Origin of the sequence: Streptomyces sp. TG1A-8 (assembly GCF_030499535.1) — a bacterium.
Taxonomy (GTDB): domain Bacteria; phylum Actinomycetota; class Actinomycetes; order Streptomycetales; family Streptomycetaceae; genus Streptomyces.
The window spans coordinates 6,916,219-6,941,952 of record NZ_JASTLB010000001.1 but is presented as its reverse complement, the minus strand read 5'-3'; the positions used below and the strand labels follow the sequence as shown (position 1 = coordinate 6,941,952).

The 25,734-nt window shown below is 67.9% G+C and carries 22 protein-coding genes and 8 pseudogenes; 13 read left to right on the top strand and 17 right to left on the bottom strand.

The window, feature by feature from the left end; all coding sequences use genetic code 11:
* Window positions 1-135: 135 nt before the first annotated feature.
* From QQY24_RS30935 to QQY24_RS30925, 3 genes and pseudogenes are all read left to right on the top strand, one after another.
* Window positions 136-975 carry a DUF4397 domain-containing protein gene (locus QQY24_RS30935; protein WP_301975964.1) on the top strand — a complete coding sequence of 280 codons (840 nt, stop codon included), beginning with the start codon at window positions 136-138 and terminating at the stop codon, window positions 973-975.
* Window positions 976-985: 10 nt separating this feature from the next.
* A complete protein-coding gene (locus QQY24_RS30930) occupies window positions 986-1,684 on the top strand; it encodes a class F sortase (RefSeq protein ID WP_301975963.1) in 699 nt (232 codons plus the stop codon).
* Between the two features lie 34 nt (window positions 1,685-1,718).
* Window positions 1,719-1,817, top strand: a pseudogene (locus QQY24_RS30925) (cold-shock protein); the annotation flags it as partial.
* 21 nt (window positions 1,818-1,838) lie between these two features.
* Here QQY24_RS30925 and QQY24_RS30920 read toward each other — a convergent pair.
* From QQY24_RS30920 to QQY24_RS30890, 8 genes and pseudogenes are all read right to left on the bottom strand, one after another.
* On the bottom strand, window positions 1,839-2,882 hold the full coding sequence (locus QQY24_RS30920; protein WP_301975961.1) for a bile acid:sodium symporter family protein: 1,044 nt from the start codon (window positions 2,880-2,882) through the stop codon (window positions 1,839-1,841).
* A 113-nt stretch (window positions 2,883-2,995) separates the two neighbouring features.
* A complete protein-coding gene (locus QQY24_RS30915) occupies window positions 2,996-3,847 on the bottom strand; it encodes an oxaloacetate decarboxylase (RefSeq protein ID WP_301975960.1) in 852 nt (283 codons plus the stop codon).
* A gap of 345 nt (window positions 3,848-4,192) precedes the next feature.
* Window positions 4,193-4,288, bottom strand: a pseudogene (locus QQY24_RS34900) (IS630 family transposase); the annotation flags it as partial.
* 16 nt (window positions 4,289-4,304) lie between these two features.
* Window positions 4,305-5,144 (bottom strand): aminoglycoside phosphotransferase family protein, encoded by an 840-nt coding sequence (locus QQY24_RS30910; protein ID WP_301976407.1) that lies wholly within the window; start codon window positions 5,142-5,144, stop codon window positions 4,305-4,307.
* Between the two features lie 206 nt (window positions 5,145-5,350).
* On the bottom strand, window positions 5,351-5,707 hold the full coding sequence (locus QQY24_RS30905; RefSeq protein ID WP_301976406.1) for a transposase domain-containing protein: 357 nt from the start codon (window positions 5,705-5,707) through the stop codon (window positions 5,351-5,353).
* 75 nt (window positions 5,708-5,782) lie between these two features.
* Window positions 5,783-6,259 carry a transposase gene (locus QQY24_RS30900; RefSeq protein WP_301976405.1) on the bottom strand — a complete coding sequence of 159 codons (477 nt, stop codon included), beginning with the start codon at window positions 6,257-6,259 and terminating at the stop codon, window positions 5,783-5,785.
* 151 nt (window positions 6,260-6,410) lie between these two features.
* Window positions 6,411-8,396: a cell wall-binding repeat-containing protein gene (locus QQY24_RS30895; RefSeq protein ID WP_301976404.1), complete on the bottom strand. Its 1,986-nt coding sequence runs from the start codon at window positions 8,394-8,396 to the stop codon at window positions 6,411-6,413.
* Window positions 8,397-8,576: 180 nt separating this feature from the next.
* A pseudogene (locus QQY24_RS30890) lies at window positions 8,577-9,076 on the bottom strand (RNA polymerase subunit sigma-24); the annotation flags it as partial.
* A 102-nt stretch (window positions 9,077-9,178) separates the two neighbouring features.
* On the opposite strand from QQY24_RS30890, the gene QQY24_RS30885 reads away from it, so the two are divergent.
* Both QQY24_RS30885 and QQY24_RS30880 read left to right on the top strand, forming a co-directional pair.
* Entirely contained in the window at window positions 9,179-9,442 is a 264-nt protein-coding gene (locus QQY24_RS30885) for a hypothetical protein (protein WP_301975959.1), read from the top strand.
* The gene (locus QQY24_RS30880) at window positions 9,439-9,804 is read left to right on the top strand and encodes a hypothetical protein (RefSeq protein ID WP_301975958.1); all 366 of its coding nucleotides are present in this window, start codon (window positions 9,439-9,441) and stop codon (window positions 9,802-9,804) included. Before QQY24_RS30885 ends, QQY24_RS30880 begins: the two co-directional genes overlap by 4 nt.
* A gap of 714 nt (window positions 9,805-10,518) precedes the next feature.
* On the opposite strand, the pseudogene QQY24_RS30875 reads toward QQY24_RS30880, so the two are convergent.
* The 5 genes and pseudogenes from QQY24_RS30875 to QQY24_RS30855 all read right to left on the bottom strand — a co-directional run.
* Window positions 10,519-10,883: pseudogene (locus QQY24_RS30875) on the bottom strand (transposase); the annotation flags it as partial.
* A gap of 62 nt (window positions 10,884-10,945) precedes the next feature.
* The gene (locus QQY24_RS30870) at window positions 10,946-12,217 is read right to left on the bottom strand and encodes an MFS transporter (protein ID WP_301975957.1); all 1,272 of its coding nucleotides are present in this window, start codon (window positions 12,215-12,217) and stop codon (window positions 10,946-10,948) included.
* 40 nt (window positions 12,218-12,257) lie between these two features.
* Complete coding sequence (locus tag QQY24_RS30865) at window positions 12,258-13,511, bottom strand: amino acid deaminase/aldolase (RefSeq protein ID WP_301975956.1); 1,254 nt, start codon at window positions 13,509-13,511, stop codon at window positions 12,258-12,260.
* A 107-nt stretch (window positions 13,512-13,618) separates the two neighbouring features.
* Window positions 13,619-14,449, bottom strand: a complete 831-nt coding sequence (locus QQY24_RS30860) for an SDR family oxidoreductase (RefSeq protein ID WP_301975955.1) — start codon at window positions 14,447-14,449, stop codon at window positions 13,619-13,621.
* A 53-nt stretch (window positions 14,450-14,502) separates the two neighbouring features.
* Entirely contained in the window at window positions 14,503-15,474 is a 972-nt protein-coding gene (locus QQY24_RS30855; protein ID WP_301975954.1) for an SMP-30/gluconolactonase/LRE family protein, read from the bottom strand.
* A 143-nt stretch (window positions 15,475-15,617) separates the two neighbouring features.
* On the opposite strand from QQY24_RS30855, the gene QQY24_RS30850 reads away from it, so the two are divergent.
* Window positions 15,618-17,153, top strand: coding sequence for a succinic semialdehyde dehydrogenase (locus QQY24_RS30850; protein WP_301975953.1), 1,536 nt, complete (start codon window positions 15,618-15,620; stop codon window positions 17,151-17,153).
* Window positions 17,154-17,194: 41 nt separating this feature from the next.
* Entirely contained in the window at window positions 17,195-18,004 is an 810-nt protein-coding gene (locus QQY24_RS30845) for a class II aldolase/adducin family protein (RefSeq protein WP_301975952.1), read from the top strand.
* Between the two features lie 139 nt (window positions 18,005-18,143).
* Here the strand turns inward: QQY24_RS30845 and QQY24_RS30840 are convergent, their stop codons facing one another.
* Window positions 18,144-18,734, bottom strand: a complete 591-nt coding sequence (locus QQY24_RS30840; protein WP_301975951.1) for a TetR/AcrR family transcriptional regulator — start codon at window positions 18,732-18,734, stop codon at window positions 18,144-18,146.
* A gap of 557 nt (window positions 18,735-19,291) precedes the next feature.
* On the opposite strand from QQY24_RS30840, the gene QQY24_RS30835 reads away from it, so the two are divergent.
* Window positions 19,292-20,155, top strand: a complete 864-nt coding sequence (locus tag QQY24_RS30835; protein WP_367658060.1) for a transposase — start codon at window positions 19,292-19,294, stop codon at window positions 20,153-20,155.
* 10 nt (window positions 20,156-20,165) lie between these two features.
* Here the strand turns inward: QQY24_RS30835 and QQY24_RS30830 are convergent.
* A pseudogene (locus QQY24_RS30830) lies at window positions 20,166-20,611 on the bottom strand (transposase); the annotation flags it as partial.
* 21 nt (window positions 20,612-20,632) lie between these two features.
* Between QQY24_RS30830 and QQY24_RS30825 the strand changes: the two are divergent.
* Window positions 20,633-21,347 (top strand): annotated as a pseudogene (locus QQY24_RS30825) (aldehyde dehydrogenase family protein); the annotation flags it as partial.
* An 87-nt stretch (window positions 21,348-21,434) separates the two neighbouring features.
* Here QQY24_RS30825 and QQY24_RS30820 read toward each other — a convergent pair.
* Together QQY24_RS30820 and QQY24_RS30815 are read right to left on the bottom strand one after the other, a co-directional pair.
* Window positions 21,435-21,596: pseudogene (locus tag QQY24_RS30820) on the bottom strand (IS6 family transposase); the annotation flags it as partial.
* Window positions 21,597-21,639: 43 nt separating this feature from the next.
* Window positions 21,640-22,143 (bottom strand): nuclear transport factor 2 family protein, encoded by a 504-nt coding sequence (locus QQY24_RS30815; RefSeq protein WP_301975949.1) that lies wholly within the window; start codon window positions 22,141-22,143, stop codon window positions 21,640-21,642.
* A 112-nt stretch (window positions 22,144-22,255) separates the two neighbouring features.
* On the opposite strand from QQY24_RS30815, the gene QQY24_RS30810 reads away from it, so the two are divergent.
* The 4 genes and pseudogenes from QQY24_RS30810 (at window position 22,256) to QQY24_RS30795 (ending at window position 25,664) form a co-directional block, all read left to right on the top strand.
* Window positions 22,256-22,732: a MarR family winged helix-turn-helix transcriptional regulator gene (locus QQY24_RS30810; RefSeq protein ID WP_301975948.1), complete on the top strand. Its 477-nt coding sequence runs from the start codon at window positions 22,256-22,258 to the stop codon at window positions 22,730-22,732.
* A 398-nt stretch (window positions 22,733-23,130) separates the two neighbouring features.
* Window positions 23,131-23,824, top strand: a pseudogene (locus QQY24_RS30805) (transposase family protein); the annotation flags it as partial.
* A 373-nt stretch (window positions 23,825-24,197) separates the two neighbouring features.
* Complete coding sequence (locus QQY24_RS30800) at window positions 24,198-24,599, top strand: hypothetical protein (RefSeq protein WP_301975947.1); 402 nt, start codon at window positions 24,198-24,200, stop codon at window positions 24,597-24,599.
* Window positions 24,600-25,070: 471 nt separating this feature from the next.
* Window positions 25,071-25,664 (top strand): transposase family protein, encoded by a 594-nt coding sequence (locus tag QQY24_RS30795; protein WP_367658059.1) that lies wholly within the window; start codon window positions 25,071-25,073, stop codon window positions 25,662-25,664.
* Window positions 25,665-25,734: the final 70 nt, after the last annotated feature.

The following is a 25,734-nucleotide window of genomic DNA, read 5'->3' as shown; positions in this document are numbered from 1 at the left end:
ACGGATGCCGGTGCGGGGCCGGTAAAGGGCCGACCGGGCATCCGAGCCACGACCTCATTGCGTGCATCGAAAGCCGCTCCCCCTGGCAGCCGGCCCCGATGTGCGCCCGGGTCCCCCACGAAGGGAATTCCGCTGATGAGCACACGCAGCAGGAAAACAGCAGCCGCCACCGCCAGTGCCTGCGTGCTGTCCCTGGCCGTAGCCGTTCCCGCCTCCGCGGACGCTGCGGCGCAACAGGACGGCAAGGCATCCGTGTCCGTCTTCCACGGTGTTCCCGGCCTCACCGTCGACGTGTACGCCAACGGGAACGAACTGGTCCCCGACTTCAAGCCCGGCACCGTGACCGAGCCCCGGCCGCTGGACGGTGGCACCTACGACATCGAGATCTTCGCCGACGGCGAGGGCCCCGACGGCAAACCCGCCATCCAAAAGAGGGTTGACGTCCCGGCCGGGGCGAACGCCACGCTCGCAGCCCATCTCGACGCGAAGGGCAACCCCACGCTCACCGCGTTCGTCAACGACACCGCCAAGGTCCCGGCCGGTCGGTCGAGGCTGACCGTCCGGCACGTGGCCGCGGCACCCGCCGTGGACATCCGCGCGGACGGCAAGCCGGTCATCGAGGGTCTGACCAATCCGAACGAAAAGTCGCTCGAGGTGCCCGCCGGCACGGTGAACGCCGACGTCGTCCTGACCGGGACCAGCACCGTGGCCATCGGCCCCGCCGACCTCAATCTGGCCGAGGGCGGGAGCACGGTCGTCTACGCCTGGGGTAGCGCCGAGGACAAGAACCTCGCGCTGGCGACACAGACGATCAGCGGCATGGACTCCGCGCCGAACGGTGTGAACGCCGGTGAGAGCGGTGCGATGGCCGCCGACAACGATTCCGCCACCGCCTGGCTCGCCTGGGGCGCCGCGGGCGCCGTCGCGGTCGCCGGTCTGCTGGCCGCCCGCCGCCTGCACGGCCGGAGAGACTGACGGCCGGCCCATGCGGTCCTCGCGCGGGGGCGGGCGATCCTCCGCGGCGGCCGTAGCGGCCGCCGCGGTCGTCCTGGCGGCGCTGCTGGTCTGGTCGCTGTGGCCGTCCGGGGACTCGGTGCCGTCAAACTTCGGGGCCCGGCCGCAAGCCCAGGAGCCCACGGCCGGGCACTCCTCCGAAGCCAACGACGGCGGACCGGGCGAGGCGGAGAGCCCGCCCGGCCCGGTACCCGAGCCGACGGCGCTGCGCGTCCCACGGGTCTCTCTGGACGCCCATGTCCTGAGCGTCGGCGTCGAGGACGACGGCACCGTGGAGATCCCCGGCAACGCCCGGCAGGCCGGCTGGTACCGATACGGCCCCGCGCCGGGCGCGCGGGCCGGATCCGCCGTCCTCATCGGCCACGTGGACGACCGCACCGGCCGCCTGGGCGCCTTCGCCAAGCTGTATGACGTCCGCAAGGGCGATGCCGTCACCGTCGCCCGCCGGGACGCGCCCACCATGCGGTACGAGGTGACGGCGCGCGAGGTGGTCGACGGGGACAGCCTCCCCAAGGAGGTGTTCCGGCGTTATGGACGGCCGGTCCTGACCCTGGTCACCTGCGCACCCCCGTACGACCGCGAACGCGGCGGCTACCAGCGGAACCTACTGGTGTACGCCGTTCCCGTCCAGGAGCCGGGCCCCACCCCCAGCTCACCGGCCCAGGACTAGTAGGCCTCCTTAGGACAGACCCCCGGACGACGGCAGCCCGGACGTGTTCGTCCACTTCTCCGCCATTCAGTCCACCGGTTTCAAGGAGCTGTGCGAGGATGACCTGGTCGAGTACGACGTGATCCAGGGTTCCAAGGGCCCCAGGCAGAGAACGTTACGAAGCTCTAGCCGACGCGGATGTAGGAGTGCTGGTCGGGCTGGGTGGCAGTGTTCGTCGACTGAGCCGGCGGGCCAGCGCGGCACACACCACCAACTGGAGGGTGTGGTACAGCATCAGGGGCAGCACCGTCATGGCGACCTCCTTTGCCGGGAACAGCACGGAGGCCATGGGTAGCCCACTGGCCAGGCTTTTGGTGGCGCCGCAGAAAATTGCGGTCACGCGGTCCTCGCGGGGCAGGCGCAGCATCCGTGCGCAGCGGTCGGCCAGCAGCAGGGCGGTGCCCAGTAGCAACGCAACCAGTACGCTGAGCACGGCCAGCCGTCCCGGTGACACGCGCTGCCAGATGCCCGTGGTCATGCCACGGCTGAAGGCCGCGTAGACGACCAGCAGGATCGAGCCCCGGTCACACAGGCCGATCACGGTGCGGTGCCGGCCGAGCCAGTCCGCGATCCAGCGCCGTACCGCCTGCCCGGTGAGGAACGGCAGCAGCAACTGCAGACTGATATCGCTGAGTTGGCTCAACCCGAAGGGGACGCCTCCGTCCTCACTGCGCCCGATCAGCACGACCGCCAGAGCGGGCGTGAGCACCACGCCCAGCACCGTGGAGAACGATGCGGAACACAGGGCTGCGGCCACGTTGCCGCGGGCCATGGAGGTGAAGGCGATCGAGGACTGGACCGTGGACGGCAGCACGGCCAAGAAGAGCACGCCGGCGGTCAACTCGGCGCCGAGCATCCGGTCGGGCATCAGCCCGGCGGCCAGCGCGAGCAGCGGGAAGGCGACGAACGTCAACGCCAGAACGGGTAGATGCAGCCGCCAGTGCCGTGCGCCGTCGAGCGCAGCACGCGGAGAGAGCCGGGCGCCGTAGAGGAAGAACAGCAGGCCGATCGCCAGCCGGGTCAGCCAGGAGACGGCCGCGGCCGTCTCCCGTTCGGCAGGGAAAAGAGCGGCGATGCCGATGGCGCCGAACAGCGCAACGATGTACCAGTCGACGCGGCGCGTCAGGTCGCGGAGCGCGCCAGTGAGTGTCGGGGGCATGCGTTCCCGCCTTGAAGCCGGTGGCATGGGAAGGACCTGGCGGAGCCAAGTCCGGGAGGGCGGGGACCGCGTGTGGCGTGCGGGTCACACGCGGCCCCCCGGGAAGCCGTAGGTCAGACCGGGACGTGCCCGTGGTGGCGGCTGATGTTCTTCTCCAGCAGTCCCAGGCACTCAGCGACACCGACGGTGTCCGGGCCGGCCTGCGGTAGGCGGCCGTCGGCGTTTTTCAGCTCGGTCAGGGCCCGGTCGATGGCGGTCTGCGCCGCGAACAGGCAGGGAGTGCTGTAGATGGCGATGTCGACGCCCAGCTCAGTCAGCTCGCCCAAGGACAGCCGGGGTGACTTACCGCCGGCTATCTGGTTGAACAGCAAGGGCTTGCCGCCGATGACGCGCCGCACCTTGTGGATCCAGTCGATGCTGCGCACCCCGTCGACGAGCACGACATCGGCGTCGGTCGCAGCGAGCGCTTTGGCACGGCGCAGGATTTCGTCTTCCTCGGTAGCGTCGGTGCGGGCCACCACGACCAGCTCCCGGCGTGCCTGGAGGACCAGGTTCAACTTCTCCAAGTACTCCTCCAGCGGCAGCACCTGCTTGCCGTCGACATGGCCGCAGCGCCGGGGCCGTTTCTGATCCTCGAGGATGACGCCGGAGGCACCGATGGCCTCAAGGTTCTGCACGACGTGGCAGGCGGTCTCCGGGTCGACATAGCCGTCGTCGATGTCGACGAGCAGGTGTTGCCTTGGGAAGGCCAAGCGCAGGCGCTGGACGAAGCCGATGATGTCAGGCCAGGCAATGAAGCCGATGTCGGGCAGGCCGTAGTGCGACGCGGCGAAGCCGAACCCGGAGACGAACATCCCGTCGTAGTGCTGCGCCGCGACGGACGCGGAGAACATGTCGAACACGCCGATCAGAGGGGTGGTGCCGTCGGCGTGGATGGCGTCGCGTAGCCGGTTGGGGTGACTCACGGTATCCTCCGTGGAACTGGTGCGTGGGCTGTGTGCCGCTGCGGCCTTCTGCCCGCCAAAGCCGTTGGCCGCGCGGTGTGTTCCGCACCAGGCAGGCCGGGTGTCCTCGTCACAGAGGGCACCCGGTTTCCGTTGTTCAGCCTGGCGGTGGCAGATTAGAGAAGCCTTTGCCGTGACACAACCATCACTTTGCACTTCAGGCCTGAAGCGTGGCACTGCCCAAGCAGGAATCACGCACGTAAGCGGATGTCCGCCCTTGTGACCGGCCCGGTTCTTAGCGAAGAAGGCTGGCCGTGGATGACCAAAAAGATCCGCCTGACGATGTCAGGCGCCCCGTTCGGGCTGTCAGGGTGAAGCTGGGTCGTCGAGGGTCAGGCCGATTCCGGCCATGAAGCCGTCGAGGGTGTCTGGCCGGTAATGAAGGCGCTTGAGCCGGTTGCGAGAGCCACCGGGCGGATCAGCCGTCGGCCAGGGCCACGAGGAACTTGGTCTCCGCGTCGTCCCGTCCCGCACACAGTCTGGGAACCGCGTTGAGGGCGGCCAGGACCCGGCACCAATTCAGCACACGATGAGGAGACAGGCCAGGAACCAGCGCTGCTAGTTCCTCGATCCTCTCCTCCAGCATGGCTGGAACTGCAACTCCTTCAAGCACCCAGTCCACAGCGTCGAAGTCCGGATCGCCCCACGCCGGCCTCGGATCAATCGCCACCATGCGGGCGCCCGGACCAGACAGCACGTTGCCCGGATGGAGATCACCATGCACGAGTCCCACAGGCCCACTGTCTGCAAGCTCCAGGGCCGCCGCCCGGGCCTGGCTAAGCATCGTCGGGGCAACAACCAGGCCCTTTGCGCGGGCCGCCGCCAACCTGCGTTCAGTCAAGTCGAACAGGAAGTCGGTCCGGTGCGAGAGCGGCCGCAGTACCGAGTGCTCCCCCGGCCCGGGAGGTGAGGCCCGCAGATCTCGCAGCAGGGCCGCGACCTCGGGCAGATTCCAAACGAGCTGCCGCACCGGCACTCCAGGTTCTACATTCTCCAGCAGCAGAGCCCCGGCTGCGAGGTCCACTGCCAGCAGAGTGACAACCGACGGCGTATCTGCCCAGGCGCGCAGGGCTTCGGCCTCCTCACGCGCGATCAAGGGCTCCGGCGTGAGCTTCAGCCACACCGAGGCACCAGTGTTCCGCTGCAGGCAGCGGAAGACCCGCGAGGTGCCTCCGCCGCTCGCCGCAACAAGATCCAGATGCCAACGGACAGCGAGCTCATGGACGAGGGTCGGCAACCCGTCACACCAACCGAGCACATCAGCGCCGAACCGAACGACGAGCCGATCCCGAACCTCTGGCGCGACGCAGGCCAACTCTCTCAACACGTCCCCTACAGGTGGTCGATGCAGTGCCTGCGCATCCTATGAGCACGTTCCGTACGCGCTCCAGCACATTTCACTGTACGGAGCGCGAAGGTCAACCGCGTCCGACTACCCGATACAGCGCTCAGGATTATCGACGCTTACCAATCTCGACTCCCGTAGCACACTCCGGGCGTGGACGGTTGGGCGAGGGGGCCGGCGACCACCGAGAACAGCGCCTGGAACGGACCGGGGCCCAAGCGCCTGCGCAGGCACCTCAGCGCCTTCTCGCTGGGCGAGACGGAGCACAGGCGTCCCAGGCCGCAGACCAGCTTGCTCCAGATGCGCCGGTAGCCGAGGACAGGAAACAGGCAGAGGGCGAAAACGAAGTACACCCCGATCCGGGACGGCAGCAGTCGCCGACGCTGTTCCATGGCCCGATGTTCTTCCACTGCGGCGTCCACGAGCTCGACCGGAAGGTAGCGGGATAGCTCACCGAGATGACCGGGCGCGAGCAGGGCATCGTCGACATCCTCGGGACACAGCAGCGGAGCAGTGGCAGACTTGTCGGCTAATACTCCAACAGCGTTTCGCTATCTGGCCTGGCCAGAGGCATCGTGGGGAGTGTAGTTGGCTGCTGGCACGTCAGGGGCGGGTGGACCAGTGCAGCAGCCTGGCCGCTGATGGATTCGGGGGCCGAAGGAGGAAGACCGCGACCCGGGCGTTCTCGATGCGCCCGGCGGTGCCGGTGTACCGCCGCTGCACCCCGCCGAGGCGCGGCCCTTGTTCACGAAGCCGGTCTCGTCCACGATCGGCACCCCGCCGTCGGTGCCGAGGTGTTCGACGACGTCGGCGCGCAGGCCATCACGGACGGCATCGGTGTCCCAGCGGGCGTAGCGCAGCAGCCGCTGCAGCGGCCCCGCCCGGACGTGACCAGCCTGCTCGGCCAACTGCCAGCAGTTCTTCCGTTCTGCCTTCGACAGCAGCCCGAGCAGATAGGCGCGGGCACCCGCCCTCGGTTCAACTCGGCCGGACCGACCCGCGATCCGGGCCGTGACCTGGTCGAACATCACCCGCCAGCGGGCAGGGTCTACGCCATGGCCCGCGGCCACCGCACGATCTTCGTCTGTCCACACACCACCCGATGATCACGCGGTGGCCGTACCCGTTCCCAGCCGGGTCCGACCCAGATCGTGAAACCAGACTGGAGTACTAGTCGCACTACTGGTGCTGGACCGTCTTGAGCGAGTCCAGGTGGGGGTCCGCGCCGGTCGGGCCGGTGCGGGCGACCGTGGCGGGCTGGCCGCCGTTGGTGCGGGCCGCGTAGGTGCTCTGCTGGGAGGCCGTCGGGACGACGCCGTCGTAGTACGGGTGGTACACGAATTGGCTCGCGCTCGCGCTGATCGCGGCGCCCGCGGTGTCCAGCGCGGCCTTGGCGACCGAACCGGTGCCGCCGAACGCGATCACCGAGTTCGTGCTCGCCGACTCGCGCAGCAGGTAGCTCTTGACCTCGCTGGAAAGGCTGTCCTTGGCGGTCCACAGGACGGGGCCGAAGACGTTCATGGCCGCGCCCGCGGAGACCCCGCCGCCCCAGGAGTTGGTGTAGGCGAGCGCTGCCGTGCTCGGCGCGGTCCACCAGAACTTGGCGACGGCGACCGAGGTGGCCTCGTTCGTCGAGCCCGTGATCGGGTAGTACGAGTACGTCGACGGCCAGTTGGAAAAGGCCGTGTGCGTCAGCGCGTACTTCGCCGAGGAACCCACCGTGATGATCATGGAGTTGTTCGGGTTCAGGCTGTTCAGGTACGACTTCACCGACGAGGTCAGCGAGTTGCCGTTGTTGAGCACGACGCTGCCCGCGCTGCTCGTGCCGTCGGCACCGGCCGCGGAGGCAGCCGCGAGCGCCGAGTGGTAGTCGGTGCCGGTGGCCAAAAAGACGTACTTCGGGCTGCTCGTCACCGACTTGGCGACGGCGACCGAGGTGGCGTAGCGGTCGGTGCCGGACAGCCGCTTCGGGGTGAAGCCGAGCGACGTGACCTGCGAGGAGACCGTGCTGGTCAGGATGGACGTGCCACCGATGAGGTAGACGTTCGAGCCCGGCTTCAGGGTGCGCTTCAACTCGTTCTTCACCGCGGTCGTCAGGCCACTCTTGGTGGTGCCGAGGACCGGGCCGTGCTTCTTGGCGGCCAGGGCGGGCGCGGTGAGCGAGTACGCCGAGTCGTCTCGGTTGATCAGGACGGCGGCCTTGGCGTCCATCAGGCCCGGGTCCTTGGTGCCGCCGTAGGTGTTCCACGTCCAGCGCGAGGAGGCGATGTTGCTGGCGTAGACGTCGGAGCCCCAGACGCGGCCGGCGGAGTTCTTGCGCAGCGGCTGCCAGCTCGGGTTGCTGCCCTCCGGCGTGCCGGGGACCGTGGTCGTCGCGCCGGTGGCCACGTCGACGTACTCCGTGGTGTGCACGTCGGAGCTGTCGCCGGAGGTGTGGACGTCGACGATGATCCGGGTGCCGGTCGGCGACCAGGACGGGTTCGCGTAGCCGCGGCCGTCGGTGGTGATCTGCTCGACGTCGGTGCCGTCGGCGTTCGCGGTGAAGAGCTGGCTGAGCCCGCCGCCGACGTTGCGGACGAAGGCGAGCTTGGTGCCGTCCGGGGAGAACGCGGGCTGTGCGGCGTCGGTGAGGACGCGCTTGACCGTTTTCGCGGACGAGTCGTGGACCCAGACGCCGTCGTTGTCGTAGCAGCCGTAGTTGATGCGGCGGGAGAAGGCCACCAGGCCGTTCGGGCTGACCGTCGGGTCCTCGTCGCAGACGGTGGACGGCTCCTGGGCGGCCGGCAGCAGGGGCTTGGGGGCCCACGAGGCGTCGGAGGGACCGTAGACGAGCTGGCCGCCGGTGGAGTAGACGACGTACCGGCCGCCCCACCAGAAGGCGATGTCCTTCTGCTCGGCGCTGGAGCGCACGCCCGTCGCCCAGGGCAGGCTGAAGCGCGAGCTGCCGTCAGGCCGCTCGCTGGCGAGCGGGCCCCATTCGGAGACGATCCGGCTGCCGTCCGGGGCCCAGGCCGCGTAGCTCCCCATGTGGGTGCCCACCTGGGTGGCTGTCCCGGTGGCCGGATCGACCAGCGTCGGGCCGTCGGTGAGGATCTTGCCCTCGGTGCCCGGCCAGGGCCCGGCGTCGTCCGCGGCGGCGCCCGGAGCGCTCGCCAGGGCACCCACCGCGGCGAGCGCCGCCGCGGTCGCGAGCGCCGCAGCACGGCGGCGCGTGAACAGTCTCAAGTGGTCGACCCTCCATGGATCACGAACACAGGCCCCGCGCAGGGGCTGAGTAACTGTAGATCCCACCCAGACGCATGGGAACAGGGTTTCGGGGCTGGAAGATTGCGTCTCGCATACGGCCGCGCGGCCCAGCAGCAGCTGCCGCTCCCGCTTATTGCGCGCGAGGCCTGCGGCCCGGGTGAACTCCTCGCGCACCTCCGCCGCACGCCCGGGCCGAGCGAGCAGGACGCCGCGGACGCTGGGCAGCGGGTGGTGGCCGGCGAAGGCGGACTCGGCGACGAGGGCGTCGACGATCGCAAGCCCCTGCCTCGGTCCCTCGGTCATCGACACGGCGACCGCGCGGTTGAGCACGACGACGGGTGACGGGGCGCGGACGGCGAGCAGTCCGTGCAGCGGCGCGATGCCGCGCCAGTCGGTCTCCTCGTAGGTGTACGCGTGCACGTGGCAGGCGGCGGTGGCCGGGCCGCCTGGGGAACATACGGGCCCGGGGCGCCGGCGGCCACGGCCCCGGCCCGGTGCTGTGCCGTGATGCCGCGGGCGATGGGCATGCGGTTCCAGCAGCGGCGGTTCTGGTCCTTCAGCAGGAGCAGCTCGCCGTGCGGGCCGGTGCGGGTGGCACTTGTCCCCGCAATGACCCCATCTCCCCCTTTGAGGTCCGAGGTCCCGGACCGATCCTACTCATCTGCTATGTGCTGGTACCGGAACATAGCTACAGTGGGGGTATGGGGAAGCAGACGAACATTCGCCTGGACGAAGAGGTCAAGGCAGCAGCCGAGGACCGGGCCAAGCGCCGCGGCCTGAGCTTGCAGAGGTACGTGGCTGATCTGATCGAGGCCGACGTGAACCAGTCCCGTGCTGCCTTCATGGCCGGCGCTGCATCGTTCCTTGCCGCGTACACGGACGTATTCGATGCGGAAGTCGGTGAGGACCGCTACCCCGGCCTCCCTGACAAGCCGGCGCAGACGGCACCGAGGGACGCCGCGTGAACCTCCGCATCGATCTCGGGTGGATCCTGGCAGTGGCGCAGCAGATTCCGGGAGATCCGCAGGTCGTCGACTACGGTGTCCCGGTCGCGGCGGAAGCACGTCACCGGGCGGAGATCCTTGACCACGAGGTCTACCCCGAACCCCATCACAAGGCCGCGGCGCTGCTGTGCGAGCTGGCGAGAAATCCGAGCTTGGAAATGCGGAACCTGCTTTTCGCAGCCACGGTGACCGCGGCTTACCTGTCCGCGTGCGGTATGCCGGTGAGCTCTGGCCTGGACACCGTTCTCCCGTTGGCCCGCGCCGCTCGGGACGGACTCCCGGTGCGTGAGGTCGCCGCTCAGATCAAGACCTGGACGAGTTGATCGCTGCCGGGTTCCGCCCCAGCCCGGAGAGCTGAGGGTGCTCGAGGCTCGTTATGCGCTCCACCTGGTCGAGCCGCTGAGTGCCAGCCGTCCAGCGGGGTGGCCGCAGCCTGGGCCCACGTTGCGCGGTCGGGCATGACAGCAGCCCCCGGCCCCCGCGCAGTGGGCGGGGGCCGGGGGTCGGGATAGTCAGGGAGCCTTTTCCAACCTGGCCAGCAGCACTACCAGCCACGCCCGGCGGAGCACCCGAAACGCTGTAACCGACTACGGACCTGCTGGTCAAGGCCTCGCACTCCCGACCGATGCGTTCAGCCCTCGACAGACCGCTGACCAGCATGAACATGAGCTTGGAAAAGCTCAATGCCACTGCAAGGAACAGAAGGACCCGTCCTCGTTCCCGGAAGGCGGATCCCTGTTCCCGTCACGAGTGGTTCACACTCTGTGAACAGGGAAGGTGGCCGGTCTCTCTCCTGAGTTCAGCAGCTTGTCGACAGTTCGTGCGACCGCCTCCGGACCGGTCACCCCCTGGTCTGCGCCAGTCGCCGCCGGGTCTGTCAAACGAACGGTGTGACCAGGTTGGTCGGGGTTACTGGCGGGCCGCCGTCAGGCGGCCGTCGACGGTGATGTCGAAGGCGTTCAGCGCGGTCTTCCAGCGCATGGTCCAGCGGGCCTGGCCCTTGCCGGTGGGATCGAGCGACATGATGGCCGTGTTAGACGCACTCGCTTCTTGACGATCTTCGGCTCGAACGAGCCGTCCCGGTCACGGGGCACAACGATCTCCACCGGCCCGACGTCCGTCAGCACCCTCTTGGAGCGTGTGCCGTTGCGGGAGTTGCCGCCGTCCTTGCCCGCCGGATCGTGCTTGTCCTAGCCGAGGTGGTCGGTGATCTCGCCCTCCAGGGCGGGCTCCAGAAGCCGTTTGGTCAGCTGCTGGAGCAGTCGCCCTCGCCGGTCAGCTGCAGGCCCTGGGCCCGGGCCCGGCTCACCGGCTCGTCGATCAACTGGTCGTCCACGGCCTTCGCCGACGGAGCCGCTGCCGGCTCGACAGCCTCCCGCTCGGCCACGTTCTCACTGGTCATCGATGCAGCTTCCATGATCGGGAGTTACACCGAACGATTTACAGTCCCGGGCCTGGGCGCCTTTATCGGACGGACCGTACGCGGTACACGAGCAGGACGCCGACGGACGCGGTGGCACCCACGAGGGCGAACAGGACCGGATAGCCACGGTCGGAGGTGATGATGAGGCTGGCGATCAGCGGGGCCAGGGTGGGCGGGACCACTGAGCCGATGTTCATGATGCCGAGGTCCTGGGCCCGACTCTCCGCATCGGGCAGGACCTGGGTGATCAGGGCCTGGTCGACGGACATGTACGCTCCGAAGCCGGCACCCATGATCGCGGATGCCGCCAGGGTCACGGTGAGGTTCGGGAAGGCCGCCAGGAGAAACCCCGCGACCGCCTGGAGAAGTGCCGCCAGCGCGACGAAGACCCGTCGTCTGCCCAGGCGGTCGGAGAGCACGCCGACGACGGAGGTGGCCAGGATTCCGGCCACGAGGTACAGGCCGGTACAAGCCAGGAGGCTGCTCGCCGGGTCGGGGACCTTCAGGTCGTCGGTCAGGAAGTACAGGGTGTAGCAGACACCGAGGGAGTTCGCCAGGTTGACCAGGAGCCGGCCGCCGAAGGCCCAGGCGAACTCGCGGCTGCGCAGAGAGTTTCCCACGAGGGCCAGTAGCGCACGCAGGCGCAGGGAGGGCTCTGAGCTGTAGACAGGGTCGCGGTAGCGCACCAGGAACGGCACCGCGCAGATGATCAGCAGGACCGCGATGACGATGTAACCGCTTGAAGTGGAGAGTCCGAAGGCAGAGACGAGGGCGATGCCGGCCACCACGCCGAGGGCCTGGGGTCCGTAGATCGCGCTGGATACCATGCCGCGCTGGTTGACTGGAACACGGTCGGCGATCATGGCGGTCAGTCCGGCGGTGGCTGCACTGAGTCCGGTCATGCTGACTGCCCAGGCAGCGGTCACTCCCGCCACGGTTGTCTGTTGGGCGGTGACGGCCAGCCCCGCCGCGAGGGACAGGGAACCGGCCGTGAGCCAGAGCCGTCTGCGGCCGAAGCGGCTGCGGGAGCGGTCGCACAACGCGCCGCAGAGCGGAAGGGCGAACAGGGCGACGAGCCCGGAGACGGCGTTGACGACGGCGAAGTCGTGCACCTTCGATGACGGGTCTATCGCCTCCAGTTGCTGGGGGAGCAGCAGTTGGAGAGGGACGAGATTCGCCATCCAGTAGCCGAACCACACCAGGCCGAACAGGATGGTCCATCCGCGCGAGACGGATTCGGTCGGCCCATGGCCGGCATCCGCCCCCGCGGTGCCCACTGACGCACGGACCGGATTGTGGAACTCTGTGGACATCGGGCCTCCGAGGGGACGTGCAGGGGCTTTGAGCGGTGGGTCAGAGGAAGGCGTGACCTTCGCCGCGGTAGGTCGTGACCTGCTCGACGATTTCGGTGCCCGACACCAGATGTAGTGTATTGGTGCGTTCGCACAGTTCGCCCGCCTTGGCGTGGCGGAACCACACGTGATCCCCCAGCCGCAGTGCGTGTGCCGCGGTGCCCAGGACCGGAGTCTGGACTTCTCCCGCGCCTTCCATAGGATTCATCCGCAGTCCCCTGGGCCAGCTCAGGACGGGCTGACGGTCCAGGCCCGGCGGGCCGGATGCGATCCAGCCGCCGCCCAGCACAGTAGCGATCTTGGCACTCGGTCGGCGCACGACGGACATGACGAAGTAGGCGGCGGGCCGGGGACGGAAGCGTCGGTAGAAGTCGAACAGGCCCGGCCCGTACAGGCCTGATCCGGCGCCGATTTCGGTGATGACATGTTCGGCGGCGGTCTGCTCGATGGAGCCCGTGCCACCGCCGTTGACGAACTCCAGTGGTGCGACGGCTTCGACGGCGGCGACGGCGGCGGCCCGCCGGTCGGCCAGCTCATTGGCGGAGAGCCGCTGCATGGTGCGGATCGCGGCTCGTTTGAGGAGGGGGCCGGGCTGGTTGTCGCCGAGTCCGGCGATCTGGCCCTCGTAGGACATGACCCCGGCCAGGTGGAATCCGGCGCGGTCCTGGATGGCGCGGGCGAGTGCCGCCGCTTGCCGTGGGGTATGCACCGGGGAGCGGTACGGGCCCAGGTGGAGGCGGCCGCCGGCTAGTTCCAGTGAGGCGTCCAGATCGATGCAGACGCGGATGGCGGGCCGGGAGGTGCCCACCACCTCGTCGATGAAGTCCAGTTGACTGGTGGAATCAATCATGAGGGTGATGCGGGAGGCCGACCGCTCGTCTGCTGCGAGTCGTTTGAGCGCGGTGCGGTCCGTCGTCGGGTATCCGACGACCACGTCCGGGTGCTCCTCGACCAGCCACAGCGCCTCGGGCAGGGTGAAGGCGAGAATGCCCTGGTATCCCTGCTGCCGGACGGCCCGGCGGATCAGCGTACGGCTGCGGACCGATTTGCTGGCCAGGCGGATGGTCGCCTGGCCCGCCGCCCGGCGGGCCAAATCCGCAGCGTTGGTGTCGAAGGCGTCGAGGTCCACCACGGCGAAGGGTGGATCGAGATGCTCCGTCGCTCGGTTCAGCTGTGCCATCCGGACCTCGCTCGGGCCGGCACCGGCGGAGGCGGCCTTCTTCACGTCCGGCCGGGACGCCAGGTGCGTACTCACATCCGTATCCTTTCTGGGGAATTCACATCACCGGCCGTAATGGCGGTGATCGGGTGGGGCGATGGTCTCGGGAGGTCAGACGGATCGGCCGACGGCGCCGGTGGTCCTCATCGGTCCGTCCCCGGCTGGGGCAGGAGGCGCTCCCGCTGCCGCCGTCCCCTGGCTTCGGCGATGGGGATGACACGGCGCATCAGCCGGGGGAAGACACCGGCGACCCTCTGGACCCGGCCTGCCAGGGGCGGGAAGACCACCTCGACCGGTTTGGTGACGATGGCGTCGACGACGGCCCGGGCGATCTCCTGCGGGGCGTAGGACCTCTCCGCGAAGGAGATGGCGCAGGACGGGTCGGCCATTTCCTGGTCGAGCATGCCCGTCCGGGTGGACGGCGGATGGATGATGGTGAAGTCCAGTGGCCCGTTGCGCTCCTCGATGGCGACGCTGTGGTGAAAGGCCCGCAGACCGTACTTCGTGGCGCAGTAGGTGGCGTAGCCAGGCAGTGGCAGGAACGAGGTCATGCTGCAGACGTTGATGATGTGACCGTGGCCCTGTGCGGTCATCCGCTCGAGCGCCGTGCAGACACCGGTGATGGTGCCGAGTAGGTTCACCTCGACGATGTCACGGTGCTGTTGGGGCCGGAGGTCGCGTGCGACTCCGGTGTGGGTGATGCCTGCGTTGTTGACCAGTACGTCGACGCCGCCGAAGGCGGCTTCCGCAGCCTCGAAGGCCCTGGCCCAGCCTTCGGAACTGCGAATGTCCAGCACGCAGGCCGCAGCCCGGGGGCCCAGGCTGCGGGCGCGGTCGAGAACAGCCACTTCGTCGACGTCGCTCAGCACCACCCGATGGCTGCGCGTGATGGCGAGTTCCGCGACGGCGGCCCCGATGCCGTTGGCCGCGCCGGTCACGAGGACGACCTTCTCCTGCTCGATTACTGGGCCCATGGCCACAAACTCCTTCGACTACGTCAGGTCGGCGTCGTTCGTCAATGGATGCGTCACAGCCGCAACATTTCGATGCGGCCGCCGTTGAGGGCGGCGGCGCGGACGGGATCGTCCGTCGGCACCGTGGCAGCGAAAAGAGTGCGGCCGTCGTGCCCGGCCACCAGGCAGCTGAGGGTGTGCTGGCTCGTCGCCACTCGGTTGAGGACCCGGCCGCCCTCCGCCACGCGCACGCATTCGCCACGCAGGGCGTTCGCCACCCAGATCGTCTCGCCGTCGATGTCCCACGCGATGCCGTCCGGTGCGACGGGTGCCGCGGAACGCTTGGCTAGGGAGGGATGATCCAGGAGTGCGGAAATCCTGCGGGTGATGCGTCCGGGCAGCCCCGGATGGTTCACCAGGCGCCACAGGATCGGTGAGATCAGCGCGGCCCAGGGCCGTGGGTCTGCAAGCGTGCCGTCGGCGTTGACGGAAAGGCGAGTGAGCCGCATAGCCAGCGTTTCGGCCACCACCAAGGCCGTGCCGTCGGCCGTGAGGAGAGTGCCGTTGGGAAACAGCAGCGGCTCCGTCAGACCGAGCAGACTCCCGTCCGGAGCCAGACATGCGATCGGGGCCTTCGGAGGCCCGGGAGGTGCGTAGAGCAAAGAGTTCGGATGCTTACGCGAGAAGGCGTGGTAGTCGAAACCGAAGTTTCCGACATACGCCCGCCCTTGAAGGTCGACGAGCATGTCGTTGACCGGACCGCCGACGAGGTGGCGCAGGTCGGCGTGCTCGACCAACGCGTTGTCCGCTTCCAGCCGGTACACGCGGCCCTCGTCCATGGACGCCACGAGCAGACGGCCGTCGGGAAGCCAGCCGAGCCCGCCGGCCCGGCCCGGAACCTTCAAGACCGTCTCCGGCTCCCCCCTGCCGTCCCAGCGATGCACCGTGCCGTGCGCCAGATCGGAGAACCACAAAGCTCCCTCGTGCCAGCGCAGGGACTCCGGAACACCGAGGCCGCTCAACGCGAGCACTGCCGCCCTTTGCATTCAGCCACTCCCTAAGCGACCGGCTGACGGAGGCTCTTCATCCACCGCAACCATGACTTGGACACTTGTACAAGACGCTTGACTTGTACGAGCGACCGTCTCATCCTGGACCAAGAGAAGTCAACGTTCCGACGGGAGTTTCGGTGGCCCAGACCCTCAAAGCAGACGGCACCCCGGCAGGTGCACGCATCGCGGTGGACAATCCGGCCACCGGGGCGGTGGTCGGCCACGTCCCCGACGCGACGGCACAAGAGGTGGCGCAGGCGATCGGCCGGGCCCGGCAGGCACAGCCGGGCTGGGCAGAACTGGACGTCCGGTCACGTGCGGACTTCTTCGCGCGCGCTCGTCGATGGTTGCTCTCCCACCGGCAAGAGATCACCGACTGCATCGTCGAGGAGAACGGCAAGGCGCAGGAGGACGCGATCGCCGAGATCGTCTACTGCGCCAGTGCCTTCGCCTACTGGGCGAGGCAGGCGCAGCGGCTCCTTGCGCAGACGAAGATCCGCTCCTCGTCACCGTTCGTCCTCGGACGAAGCATGTACACCCGCCGGGTGCCGCTCGGAGTGGTCGGGGTGATCGGTCCGTGGAACAATCCGCTGCTCAATACGTTCGGGGACGTCATACCGGCCCTGGCCGCCGGCAACGCGGTCGTTCTCAAGCCGTCCGAGCACACGCCGTTGACCGCGCTGCTCATGGAGAGGATGGCCCGCGAGTGCGGCTGGCCCGGGAATGTCTTCCAGGTCGTCACCGGCGCGGGCGCCACGGGCCAGGCGCTGGTGGACACCGCAGACTTCGTGATGTTCACCGGATCGACGAAGACGGGCCGGCTGGTCGCGGCGAGGGCGGGCGAGCGACTCATCCCCTGCTCACTGGAGCTCGGCGGCAAGGACGCCCTCATCGTCCTCGCCGACGCCCCCCTGGAACGGGCCGTGAGCGTCACGATCCAGGGGGCCCTGTCCAACGGGGGCCAGATGTGTACCTCGGTGGAGCGCGTATACGTAGAGGAGCCCGTCTACGACGCGTACGTCGACCTGCTGCGCGAACGTTTCCAGCAGGTCACCTCGGGCAAACCGGCCGGTTTGGGCAGCGTCGACGTGGGAGCCGTGACCTTCCCTCCCCAACTGTCCACCGTCGAAGACCATGTCAACGACGCCGTAAGCAAGGGTGCACGCATCCTCGCGGGAGGCCACACCACGCCGGGACCCGGCCGGTTCTTCGAGCCCACATTGCTCGTCGACGTCGACCACACGATGAAGTGCATGCGCGAGGAGACCTTCGGTCCCACCTTGCCGGTGATGAAGGTCGCCGACGTGGAGGAGGCCGTCCGCCTGGTCAACGACAGCTCCTACGGGCTCCAGGCCTCGATCATCGGATCGAACATCAAGCACGCTCGCCGTCTGGCGGAGCGACTCGAGGCCGGCTGCGTCACCATCAACGACGCCCAGACCAACTACATGGCCCTCGGCCTGCCCATGGGCGGTTGGAAGAATTCCGGTCTCGGCGTCCGCCATGGCGCCGAAGGCATCCGCAAGTACACCAAGCTCCAGGCGATCAGCGCCAACCGGTTCCCGCTGCGCCGGGACATGCACATGATCCCGTATAACCCCTCGGCCTACCGGTTCATCCTGCGCCTGGTGGACGTCATGTACGGCACCCGCCGAGGTCATCGCAACAAGTAGCGCGCATCGCCCGGCCATCGCATCACGAGAGGACCGCACCCATGACCGTGACCCCCGCCGCACCACCGCACGCCTCCATCGGCGCCATGCCCGAAGGCGTCCACCTGCCGCTGCCGCGCCACGACCTGAGCATCGAGGAGGAACGCCGGGTCCGAAAGCAGGAACTCGCCGCGGCCTTCCGGCTTTTCGCTCGCTTCGGATTCTCCGAGGGCGTGGCCGGGCACATCACGGCCCGCGACCCCGAGAACCCCTCAGCCTTCTGGGTCAATCCCTTCGGCATGTCGTTCAGCCAGATACGCGTCTCGGACCTGATCCTCGTCGACCACAACGGCAGGCTCCTGGAAGGCAAGCGCCCCGTCAACAACGCCGCGTTCTGCATCCACTCCGAGGTGCACCGCGCCAGGCCGGACGTGGTCGCGGCCGCACACACCCACTCCCTCCACGGCAAGGCATTCTCCAGCCTCGGCGTCCGCCTGGAACCCATCACCCAGGACGCCTGTGCGTTCTTCGAGGACCACGGCGTCTACTCCGACTACCGGGGCGTGGTCAACGACACCGAGGAAGGCCGGCGCATCGGTCTGGCTCTGGGTAGTGGCAAGGCCGTTGTCCTGCAGAACCACGGACTGCTCACGGTCGGCGCGTCTGTCGCCGAAGCCGTCTGGTACTTCATCACCATGGAACGCTCCTGTCAGGCCCAACTCCTGGCCATGGCCGCCGGAACGCCCAAGGTCATCGACGCCGACGCGGCGCGGACGGTCCGTGCGCAGATCTCCGGCGCGCTGCCCGGCTGGTTCCAGTTCCGGCCGCTGTGGGACCAGATCACCGCGGAACAGCCCGACCTGTTCGACTGAAATACCGGCTGCACACCACCGGCCAATTCCTGCCCGTGTTCGGCGAAGTGGGCCGCCGCGGCCGGTACCGAAGCGGCGGCGCTCACCGGTAGTGGTGCGAACCGGAGCGCGCCGCCACCCGAGAACCCTGAGCCTGCAGCTACTCCTTCTTGCCGACGAAGGTCAGCAGATGTTCGCCGGTCAGACGGAGAACCTCTCGGCTGTCCTCACTGTTGCGGTCGACCAGCCAGCACAGTGTGAGACCGTCCAATACCGCGTTGAGATAGCGTGCGAGGACCTGAACAGGAACAGTCCAACGGATCCCCTCGTTCTTGGCGGCTTCTGCAAGGAGCCCCTGATGGGCTTCCAAGTAACTCTGATATTGCTGGCGAGCCAACTCCTCGAATCCAGCCTGCCGCAAGGCGTAATGCGTGAGCTCATAGCTCACTTGGTGCTCTCCCGGGAAAAGTTCCACGCCGTCCCAGAAAGCCCCCAGACTTTTGGAAATCCTTGTGCTCAGGTCGCCGCCCTCCTGGAAGGCCTTCCGTGCCGCTTCGGTGCTCCTGTCCGTGAAGCGGGCAAGGACCTCCTGAAGGAGTTCTTCTCGAGATTTGAAGCAGTAATGGAAAACACCCAAGGGCATTTTCGCTTCATTGACGATTGCGCGCGTTGTCGCTTTTGTAACTCCGTCGCGGACCATGACTCGGAACGCCGCTGCGATCAGCTCTTCCCGTCGGTCCTTCGCCGCCATGCGAGACATACAGTCCGCTTTCCTCCGTGAGATCGAAATACGTATCAGTAGTGTATCGCAGCGTCTTGGACGGTCGACCAACATGTGGCTGGAGGCGAAAGCGGTCTCGTCGAAGCGGGATTGAGGAGTACGACTGACGCCCGGAGGGGCTTTTTGGTGTACGAGGAGGCGGCCCGCCCGGTGGGGCTGGAGGCGCGGGTGATGCGGTGGTCGAGCAGCGCCCACATGCCCTGCTTGCGACAGGTAAGTCGCATCCGCTGCACCGTGGTGCGCGACACCCGGCCGAAGCCGAGCGCAGTCAACTCCAGAACCTTACTGATCTTTTCGTAACTTCGGTGGGTGTGGTGACCTCGTGGGTGGGAGGGTGTCGGGGTGGCTTATCGGCCCTCGTCCTCTGTGGTTGGTTCCTCTATTCCTCCCTTGTCGCGGCCGCAGTCGGCGGAGGCGCGCCGTGTGCGGGCGGTCGAGTTGTTTGAGGAGGACGCCTCGCATGCGGAGATCGCGCGGGCGGTGGGGGCGCATGTGGGAGAAGGGTGGCGCTTCGGCTCTGCGTCGTCATGCGGCCACCGGCCGCTCGCCCAAGCTGGATGACGCCCAGGTCGAGACGGTTCGGACCGCGTTGGAGCAGAGTCCGGGCCCATGGTTTCGAGGCCGACCCGTGGACCTTGGAACGGGTCGGCGTGGTGGTCGAGCGGGTGACGGGGGGTGTCGCTGTCGCGGGCGTCGGTGTGGCGTCTGCTGACCGGCCGGCTGGGGGAGTCTGCAGCGGGCCGGGCGGCGGGCGGTGGAGCGGGACGAGTCCGAGATCGCCCGCTGGATCGCGCACGGGTGGCCACGCATCCAAAAAAGGGACGGTGAACACACGTGCCTGGTCGTGTTCCTCGACGAATCAGGCGTCTTTCTCCTGTCCCCAGGTCCGCCGTACCTACACACCTCGAGGCCGCACGCCGCTTCTGCGGCACCGACTGAACCGGAAGCGTGCCTCGATGGCCGCCGCCCTGGGCTACCACTCCACCGACCCCGACCGCGATCCCCGGCTGTGTTTCCATCTCAAGCCCGGCGCCTACGACACCACTGCCCTCATCGAGGTCCTCGAAGCGGTCAAGGCGTTCTACCGCGGAGACAGGGTGATCCTGGTCCGGAGTGGCCTGTCCGCCCGTTGGAGCCGGGCCATGCGAGCCTGGGTCGCGCAACAAGACCGGCTCGCTATCGAGCGATTACCCGACTGCGCACCCGAACTGAACCCGGTAGAGCTGCTGTGGTCGTCGCTCAAGAAGCGCGAACTCGCCAACCTCGCCGACGCCACCGAACAAGGCATCCACCGCATCAACCATAACCAGCAACTGCCATGGTCCTTCCTCGCCCACACCGACCTGACCATCCACCCACCACACCCACCGAACTTACGAAAAGATCAGTAAGCGGACTATCGGTCAGCTCGGCCGCCGAGGCAGGCCCCTTCCGTACGGTGTCCTCCGGCTTGATCGTGGCCGTCCATGCGGAGGCGGGGACGGCCAGGACGGCCTGGTGGATGGACTCGGTATGGTCATCCCCACCGAGTACGACAGTCACCGGCCGTGCTGGGAGCGCCAGTTGAGGAAGCCGTGAGTACCGCTGGCCGAATCGGTGCGGATCAGCGTGCGGCGCCCGCGCCGGTGCGCTTGGGCAGCTGGGCCAGGCATGCTCGGCGACGGTGTGGGAGTCGGCATTGCCCGGCCGGAACGGCGCGGCCGCCGACTCCCCCGTGCCGGCCGCGCCGTAGTCGACGAAGGCCACCAGCGGACAGTGGCCGCAGGTCTTCCTTCCAGGGCGGGGTGTCCTCCCTCTGCGAGTGCGCGGTCAACCAGCACCCCGTCGTGGTCCGCGATCACCTGTCCGTCGGCGTGCGGAGCCCGCTTGAGGTATCGCCGTACGGCTTCCCCCTCGGTACGCGCTATCCGCACGTCTCGCCCGAGGACGCCATCCAGGCGGCCAAGGCGGCGGGCATCGCATGGCGCGAGGCGAACCCCGACACCCGCGCCGGTGTGGCTGCGGAGATCCTGGTCAGGCTCAACGCAACCAGCTTCGAGATCGCGCACGCCGTCCAGCACACCACCGGACAGCCTTTCCTCATGGCCTTCCAGGCCGGCTACCCACCCCGATGTCCGGCTCGTGGACTTCACCGGTTCCACCGAGTTCGGCACCTGGTTGGAGGACGACGCCCGGCAGGCCCACGTTTACACGGAGGGGGCCGGCATCAACTCGGTGGTGCTGGACTCCACCGACGACTACAAGGGGCTGCTGCGGAATCTCTCCGTCTCTCTGTCCCTGTACAGCGGGCAGATGTGCACGACTCCACAGAACCTGCTGGTTCCGGCGAGCGGCATCACCACGGATCAAGGAGCCAGGACTCCGGCTGAGTTCGCCGCCGACCTGGCCGCGGCCGTCGACGGGCTGCTGTCGGACGTCCAGCGTGCCTGCGGCACGCTGGGAGGGATCGTCGGTGACGGCATCCTCGAGCGCCTGGAAGAAGCGGCCACCGTGGGTCAGGTCGTCCTGCCCTCGCGTGCGCCCACGCATCCGGATCACGAGCACGCGGTGGTGCGCACCCCGCTGATCGGTCTCGTGGACGCCGTCGAACCGCAGGAAGTCTTCACGGCGCGGATGCGTGGGCGCCTGACGGCGTGCTGGGGTGTGGTGGGGCCAGGTGCCGGCTCTGGGTCAGAGTGTTGCGGGCAGGCCGGTGGTGCCGGTGGCCTGGTCCCAGATGGCGAGGCGGACGGTCGTCTTGGCGCGGTAGTCGGATGCGGGGATCAGATGAGGGCGGGGCCGGGAGTGGGGCGGGATGCCGCTGAACGCGGACAGGAACCGCTGGGCGGCACCGGTCAGCCAAAGTGACAGGGCTCTGGCATCGCTTTCAGGGGCGCTACGCCTGCTGCGCCGCTGTGGTGCGGGTCGCCGCCTCGGCGACGGCATTGCCGTTGCCGTCGGACCAACCGACGTGCTGAATGTTGCGCTCGATCCTCCATCCATCGGGGGTGCGGAGCATGTGGTTCGTGTAGGTGCCCCGCAGAAGGTAGGAGTCGCCGCCTTCGGGGCCTTCGAGCAGGTGCTGTGCGTACATGTAGGAGTGGCAGACCGCGCGGTCCGAATCGTTCCCGTCGAACTCGATCACGTGGTTGGGGCTGATGTGCTGTGTCTTCGTGAAGCCGTTGAGTACCTGGCTGGCTACGGCGACGAAATCGGCACGAGCGAACGGACCTGCCGGCAAACCCTGCTCGGAGTGGTCGACGTAGACGGGGTCCGTGAAGCAGTCGGCGAACATCTGCCAGTCGCGCCGGTCCACGCCCATGGCGTACTTGATGACCTGCTCCACGATGAGAACGCGGTCCTCCAGTCGGCGTACGCGGGCTTCCAAGCCAGTGGTCACTTCGATCCTCCAGTAATCGCGATTGACCTTCACCATATCGTATGGACTCGGATCATCTTGACTCGTTTAATATTTGCCAGGATGGGTGTGGTGTAGATGGTACGCTCCGAAGATGTCTTCGAAGAAGGAACAGGGAGGTCCGGTGCAGCCGCCGGGCACGGTGCCCGCAGGTGCCGCGAGTGCCGATCTGGTCTGGCTGGCCCATCGAGCTGCGGCAGCCCTGGGCGACGCCTTCAACGGGGTCGCCCGCGAGGCGGGACTGTCCGATCTGCGCCACTGGCTCGTTCTCGCGTTGATCGCTGACGGCCCGGCGCGGACGCAACTGCAGATCGCCACTGAACTCGGCATCGACAAGACCACGATGGTGTCGATCCTCGATCGCCTGGAGAGGGACGGACTGATCGTTCGTCGGCTCTCTGCCCGCGACCGTCGAGTGCGCATCCCCGAGGCGACGGAGAAAGGCGTCGAGGTGAAGGAACGGGTCGCCGTAGCCCGCGAAACAGCGATCAGCCGCCGCCTGGCCACGATTCCCGCCTCCGAACACGCGAAGTTCCACGCGATGCTGTGGAGCATCGTCGAAGGCGGCTGAGCACCCGCTCAGCGGCCTGAGGCAGGTGCTGTCACGTTGTTGGGTGTGCACGTGTGTGATGGTGTGTCGGGGCATGGCGACCCGCGGTTCGGGCCTGTGTTCAGGCCGTGGCGGGCTGGCCGGTGGCGCCGGCTCGCCCACCACGGCCTGAAGACCCACCCGGCCCCAGGGCCCACCACGCCCCGACGCGCCGCCAGGCAGTCACGCATCCAACGACGTGACGGTGAGCTCTTTCGGAGTGGCCACTGATCGGGTGACGGGTTGGTGTCCCGCAACGCACCAGGCTCCTGTGCCGTTGAGAAAGGTGTTCGACGTCTCAACTCATCAGCGCAGGAGCCTCGTCGGTTCCCTATCCTGCCGCACCCGACCTGCCTCACGCCCTGGTCGAGTGGGCCACCATGCTCACCGTCACCCGTGAGGGTGACCGCTGCCGCAAACTCCCGCCCCACCAGCGTGCTCTCGTCGGCCTGGTCCATCTTCGCCGGCACGACACGCTCGCGCAGATCGCCGCCGGGTTCGGCATATCCGTCGGCACCGCCCACGCCTACGTCACCGCCGTTGTCGACCACCTCTTCCGGCGGGCGCCCGGCCTGCTGCGGGCCCTGCGGGAGATCGATCCCGAGCACGTCCTGCCCGACGGCACACTCGCCGAGTGCGACCGCGTCGGCGACAGCCGGACCGACTTCTCCCACAAGCACCGCCGCCACGGCGTGAACCTGCAGGTCATGGCCGACTCTGCGGGCAGACTGCGGTGGATCTCGCCGGCACTGCCCGGCCGCACCCACGACCTGACAGCGGCCCGCGCCCACCGTGTCATCCAAATCTGCGAACGCCAGGGCGTTCCCGTTCTCGCCGACCGCGCCTACATCGGGGCCGGCCCTTCCTTGGGTGACCACGCCGATCAGACGACTCCCGCACCAGGACCTCACCGCGACTCAGCGGACGATCAACCGGGCCCTGTCGGCGGCGCGGGCGCCAGTCGAACGAAGCGTCGCGAGCCTGAAGTCCTGGCGCATCCTCCGCAGAGCCCGCCGCAGCCCCAACCACATGACGGTCATCGCCAAAGCCGTCCTCACCCTGGAGAGGCAACGCCGAAAACGCTCAGCGCCTTTCCGGCCGATCGCGAGAACGACGAAGCCCCGGGTCACAACCCGACCAGCCGCACGACCCCGGAACTTGCAACCGCCCTGTCGCCGATGGCGTCGCTCCGCTTTCCCTCTCCTTCCCTCAAAGTAGCACTGCATTCTCTCTGTGTAGTCAGCATAATGGAGCGCTCTTTACCTCTCCTGGTTTCAATCTTTTCGGTCGCACCGCGACGCCGCGCACATTGCAACACAGACGTAATGACGTCATAGCCTCACGAACATGAACGCATAAAACTTCTCCAAAGCGGGTTGACTGCAGATGTGCGGAAAGCGCTCAGTAAGGGCGTGCGGAAAACGCACAGCAGATCTCAGGAGGACCCATGACCGTTTCCGTCAATCGCACTCCCAAAGTCACCACGCTCACCTGGACCCGGACCGACGACCCCCAGAGCTACATCGCCCAGGCCGTCGAGAGCGGACACCTGGAAGCCGCCCTGACCGTCCTCGGCCTGCAGGACTACTACGACCTGGCGACCCTGCCCAAGGCCCAGCGAGCCAAGCTGCTCCGCCACACCGCCGCCCTCGCCAACGAGTTAACCCGACGCGTGCGACACCTGACCGTCGCCCACCGCCACCACGGCGCCTCCTGGGAAGAACTCGCCTTACTCCTGGTGAGCGACTCCGAGGCCCACGGCACCGCCTACAGCACCTACAATGCGGGCTTGCGGCAGATGGGCCTCACCAGTACCGGCGCTGGCACCGCCGACGCCCGGTCTTCCTAGTTGTTGTTGGCCATGGCGTTGGTGGCGCCCCACGTCGATGTTGACCTTCGGGTTGGTTGAAGCTCGATGATGGCGAGATGCCAAATTCTGACTGGCTGTTCTCTATCCGCTCGGGTGGCCGGTGGGGTTCGAACAGGGGCCTGGCCCGGGTGAGTCGGCCGGTGCGGATGCGTGGAAGAAGGGCCTCTTGGTAGCTCGCGGATGTCGAGTCCAGCGAGGAGCAAGGGGCCCCGTTGTCGAAGTGTCGCGTGGTCACGATTGCCGGGTCCAGTCAGGGCTTCGCCGTTCTCGCGGTTGGCCCGACATAGCCGGTATGGTCCTGATGCCCCACCTCGGCCGTGGTGGGCCGGCAGGTACACGCGCAGGCACGGCTCCCGATGATCATGGGGTGTCGAGTTCCCTGATCACCACAACGGAAGACCGTGTCTGCTGCGTCAGCATCGCCCGTCCCCGCCGGACTGAGCCAACTCGCTGGTTCCGGTCCGGCCCGCTCCGACGAACTGCCAACTGCCTGACCTGCTGGACCGGCTGCGACGCCTGCCCGACCCGCGCCGGCTCCGGGGCCGGCGCCACTCGCTGTCGTACATCCTGGCCCTGGCCGCCTGCTCGGTCCTGGCCGGAACGAAGTCCCTGACCGCGATCGCCGAGTGGGCTGCCGATGCCCCCGACCGGCTCCTTCTTCACTGCGGGGCCGCGCCCCACGATCCGGACCGGTCGTATCGTGCACCCGGCGAGGCGACCGTGCGCCGGGTACTGCGGCGCATCGACGGCGACGCGCTCGACGCGGCGATCGGCGGCTGGCTCACCGCCCGCGCGGACGCTTCCCGCGCCGCTGGGCAGGACGAACACCCGCCGTCCTGCCCGGTGCGGGCGGCGGTCGCGGTGGACGGCAAATCCCTGCGCGGCGCCATCCGCACCGATGGCCGCCGTGTCCACCTGATCTCCGCGCTGCGCGGCGACGGCATCGTGCTCGCCCAGCGCGAGGTCGACGCCTGGCTTCGTACTTTCACCAGGCGGACTGTCCGCCTGGTGGTCAGGAAAGCAGAAAGTGCCTCTGAGCAGTGAGAATGAGGATTGCTGAGGTCCTTGTTCCCGCCACCGCCGGAGGCACTTTCCAGGTGGGGAAGCGTATCGG

Excerpts from the sequence above, each read along its gene's own strand:
- QQY24_RS30930 (WP_301975963.1), top strand. The coding sequence starts at position 986 with ATGCGGTCCTCGCGCGGGGGCGGGCGATCCTCCGCGGCGGCCGTAGCG.
- QQY24_RS30855 (WP_301975954.1), bottom strand. The coding sequence starts at position 15,474 with ATGCAAAGGGCGGCAGTGCTCGCGTTGAGCGGCCTCGGTGTTCCGGAG.
- QQY24_RS30935 (WP_301975964.1), top strand. The coding sequence starts at position 136 with ATGAGCACACGCAGCAGGAAAACAGCAGCCGCCACCGCCAGTGCCTGC.
- QQY24_RS30835 (WP_367658060.1), top strand. The coding sequence starts at position 19,292 with ATGCGGCCACCGGCCGCTCGCCCAAGCTGGATGACGCCCAGGTCGAGA.
- QQY24_RS30845 (WP_301975952.1), top strand. The coding sequence starts at position 17,195 with ATGACCGTGACCCCCGCCGCACCACCGCACGCCTCCATCGGCGCCATG.
- QQY24_RS30900 (WP_301976405.1), bottom strand. The coding sequence starts at position 6,259 with ATGTTCGACCAGGTCACGGCCCGGATCGCGGGTCGGTCCGGCCGAGTT.
- QQY24_RS30870 (WP_301975957.1), bottom strand. The coding sequence starts at position 12,217 with ATGTCCACAGAGTTCCACAATCCGGTCCGTGCGTCAGTGGGCACCGCG.
- QQY24_RS30860 (WP_301975955.1), bottom strand. The coding sequence starts at position 14,449 with ATGGGCCCAGTAATCGAGCAGGAGAAGGTCGTCCTCGTGACCGGCGCG.
- QQY24_RS30920 (WP_301975961.1), bottom strand. The coding sequence starts at position 2,882 with ATGCCCCCGACACTCACTGGCGCGCTCCGCGACCTGACGCGCCGCGTC.
- QQY24_RS30840 (WP_301975951.1), bottom strand. The coding sequence starts at position 18,734 with ATGGCGGCGAAGGACCGACGGGAAGAGCTGATCGCAGCGGCGTTCCGA.
- QQY24_RS30885 (WP_301975959.1), top strand. The coding sequence starts at position 9,179 with ATGGGGAAGCAGACGAACATTCGCCTGGACGAAGAGGTCAAGGCAGCA.
- QQY24_RS30800 (WP_301975947.1), top strand. The coding sequence starts at position 24,198 with ATGACCGTTTCCGTCAATCGCACTCCCAAAGTCACCACGCTCACCTGG.
- QQY24_RS30810 (WP_301975948.1), top strand. The coding sequence starts at position 22,256 with ATGTCTTCGAAGAAGGAACAGGGAGGTCCGGTGCAGCCGCCGGGCACG.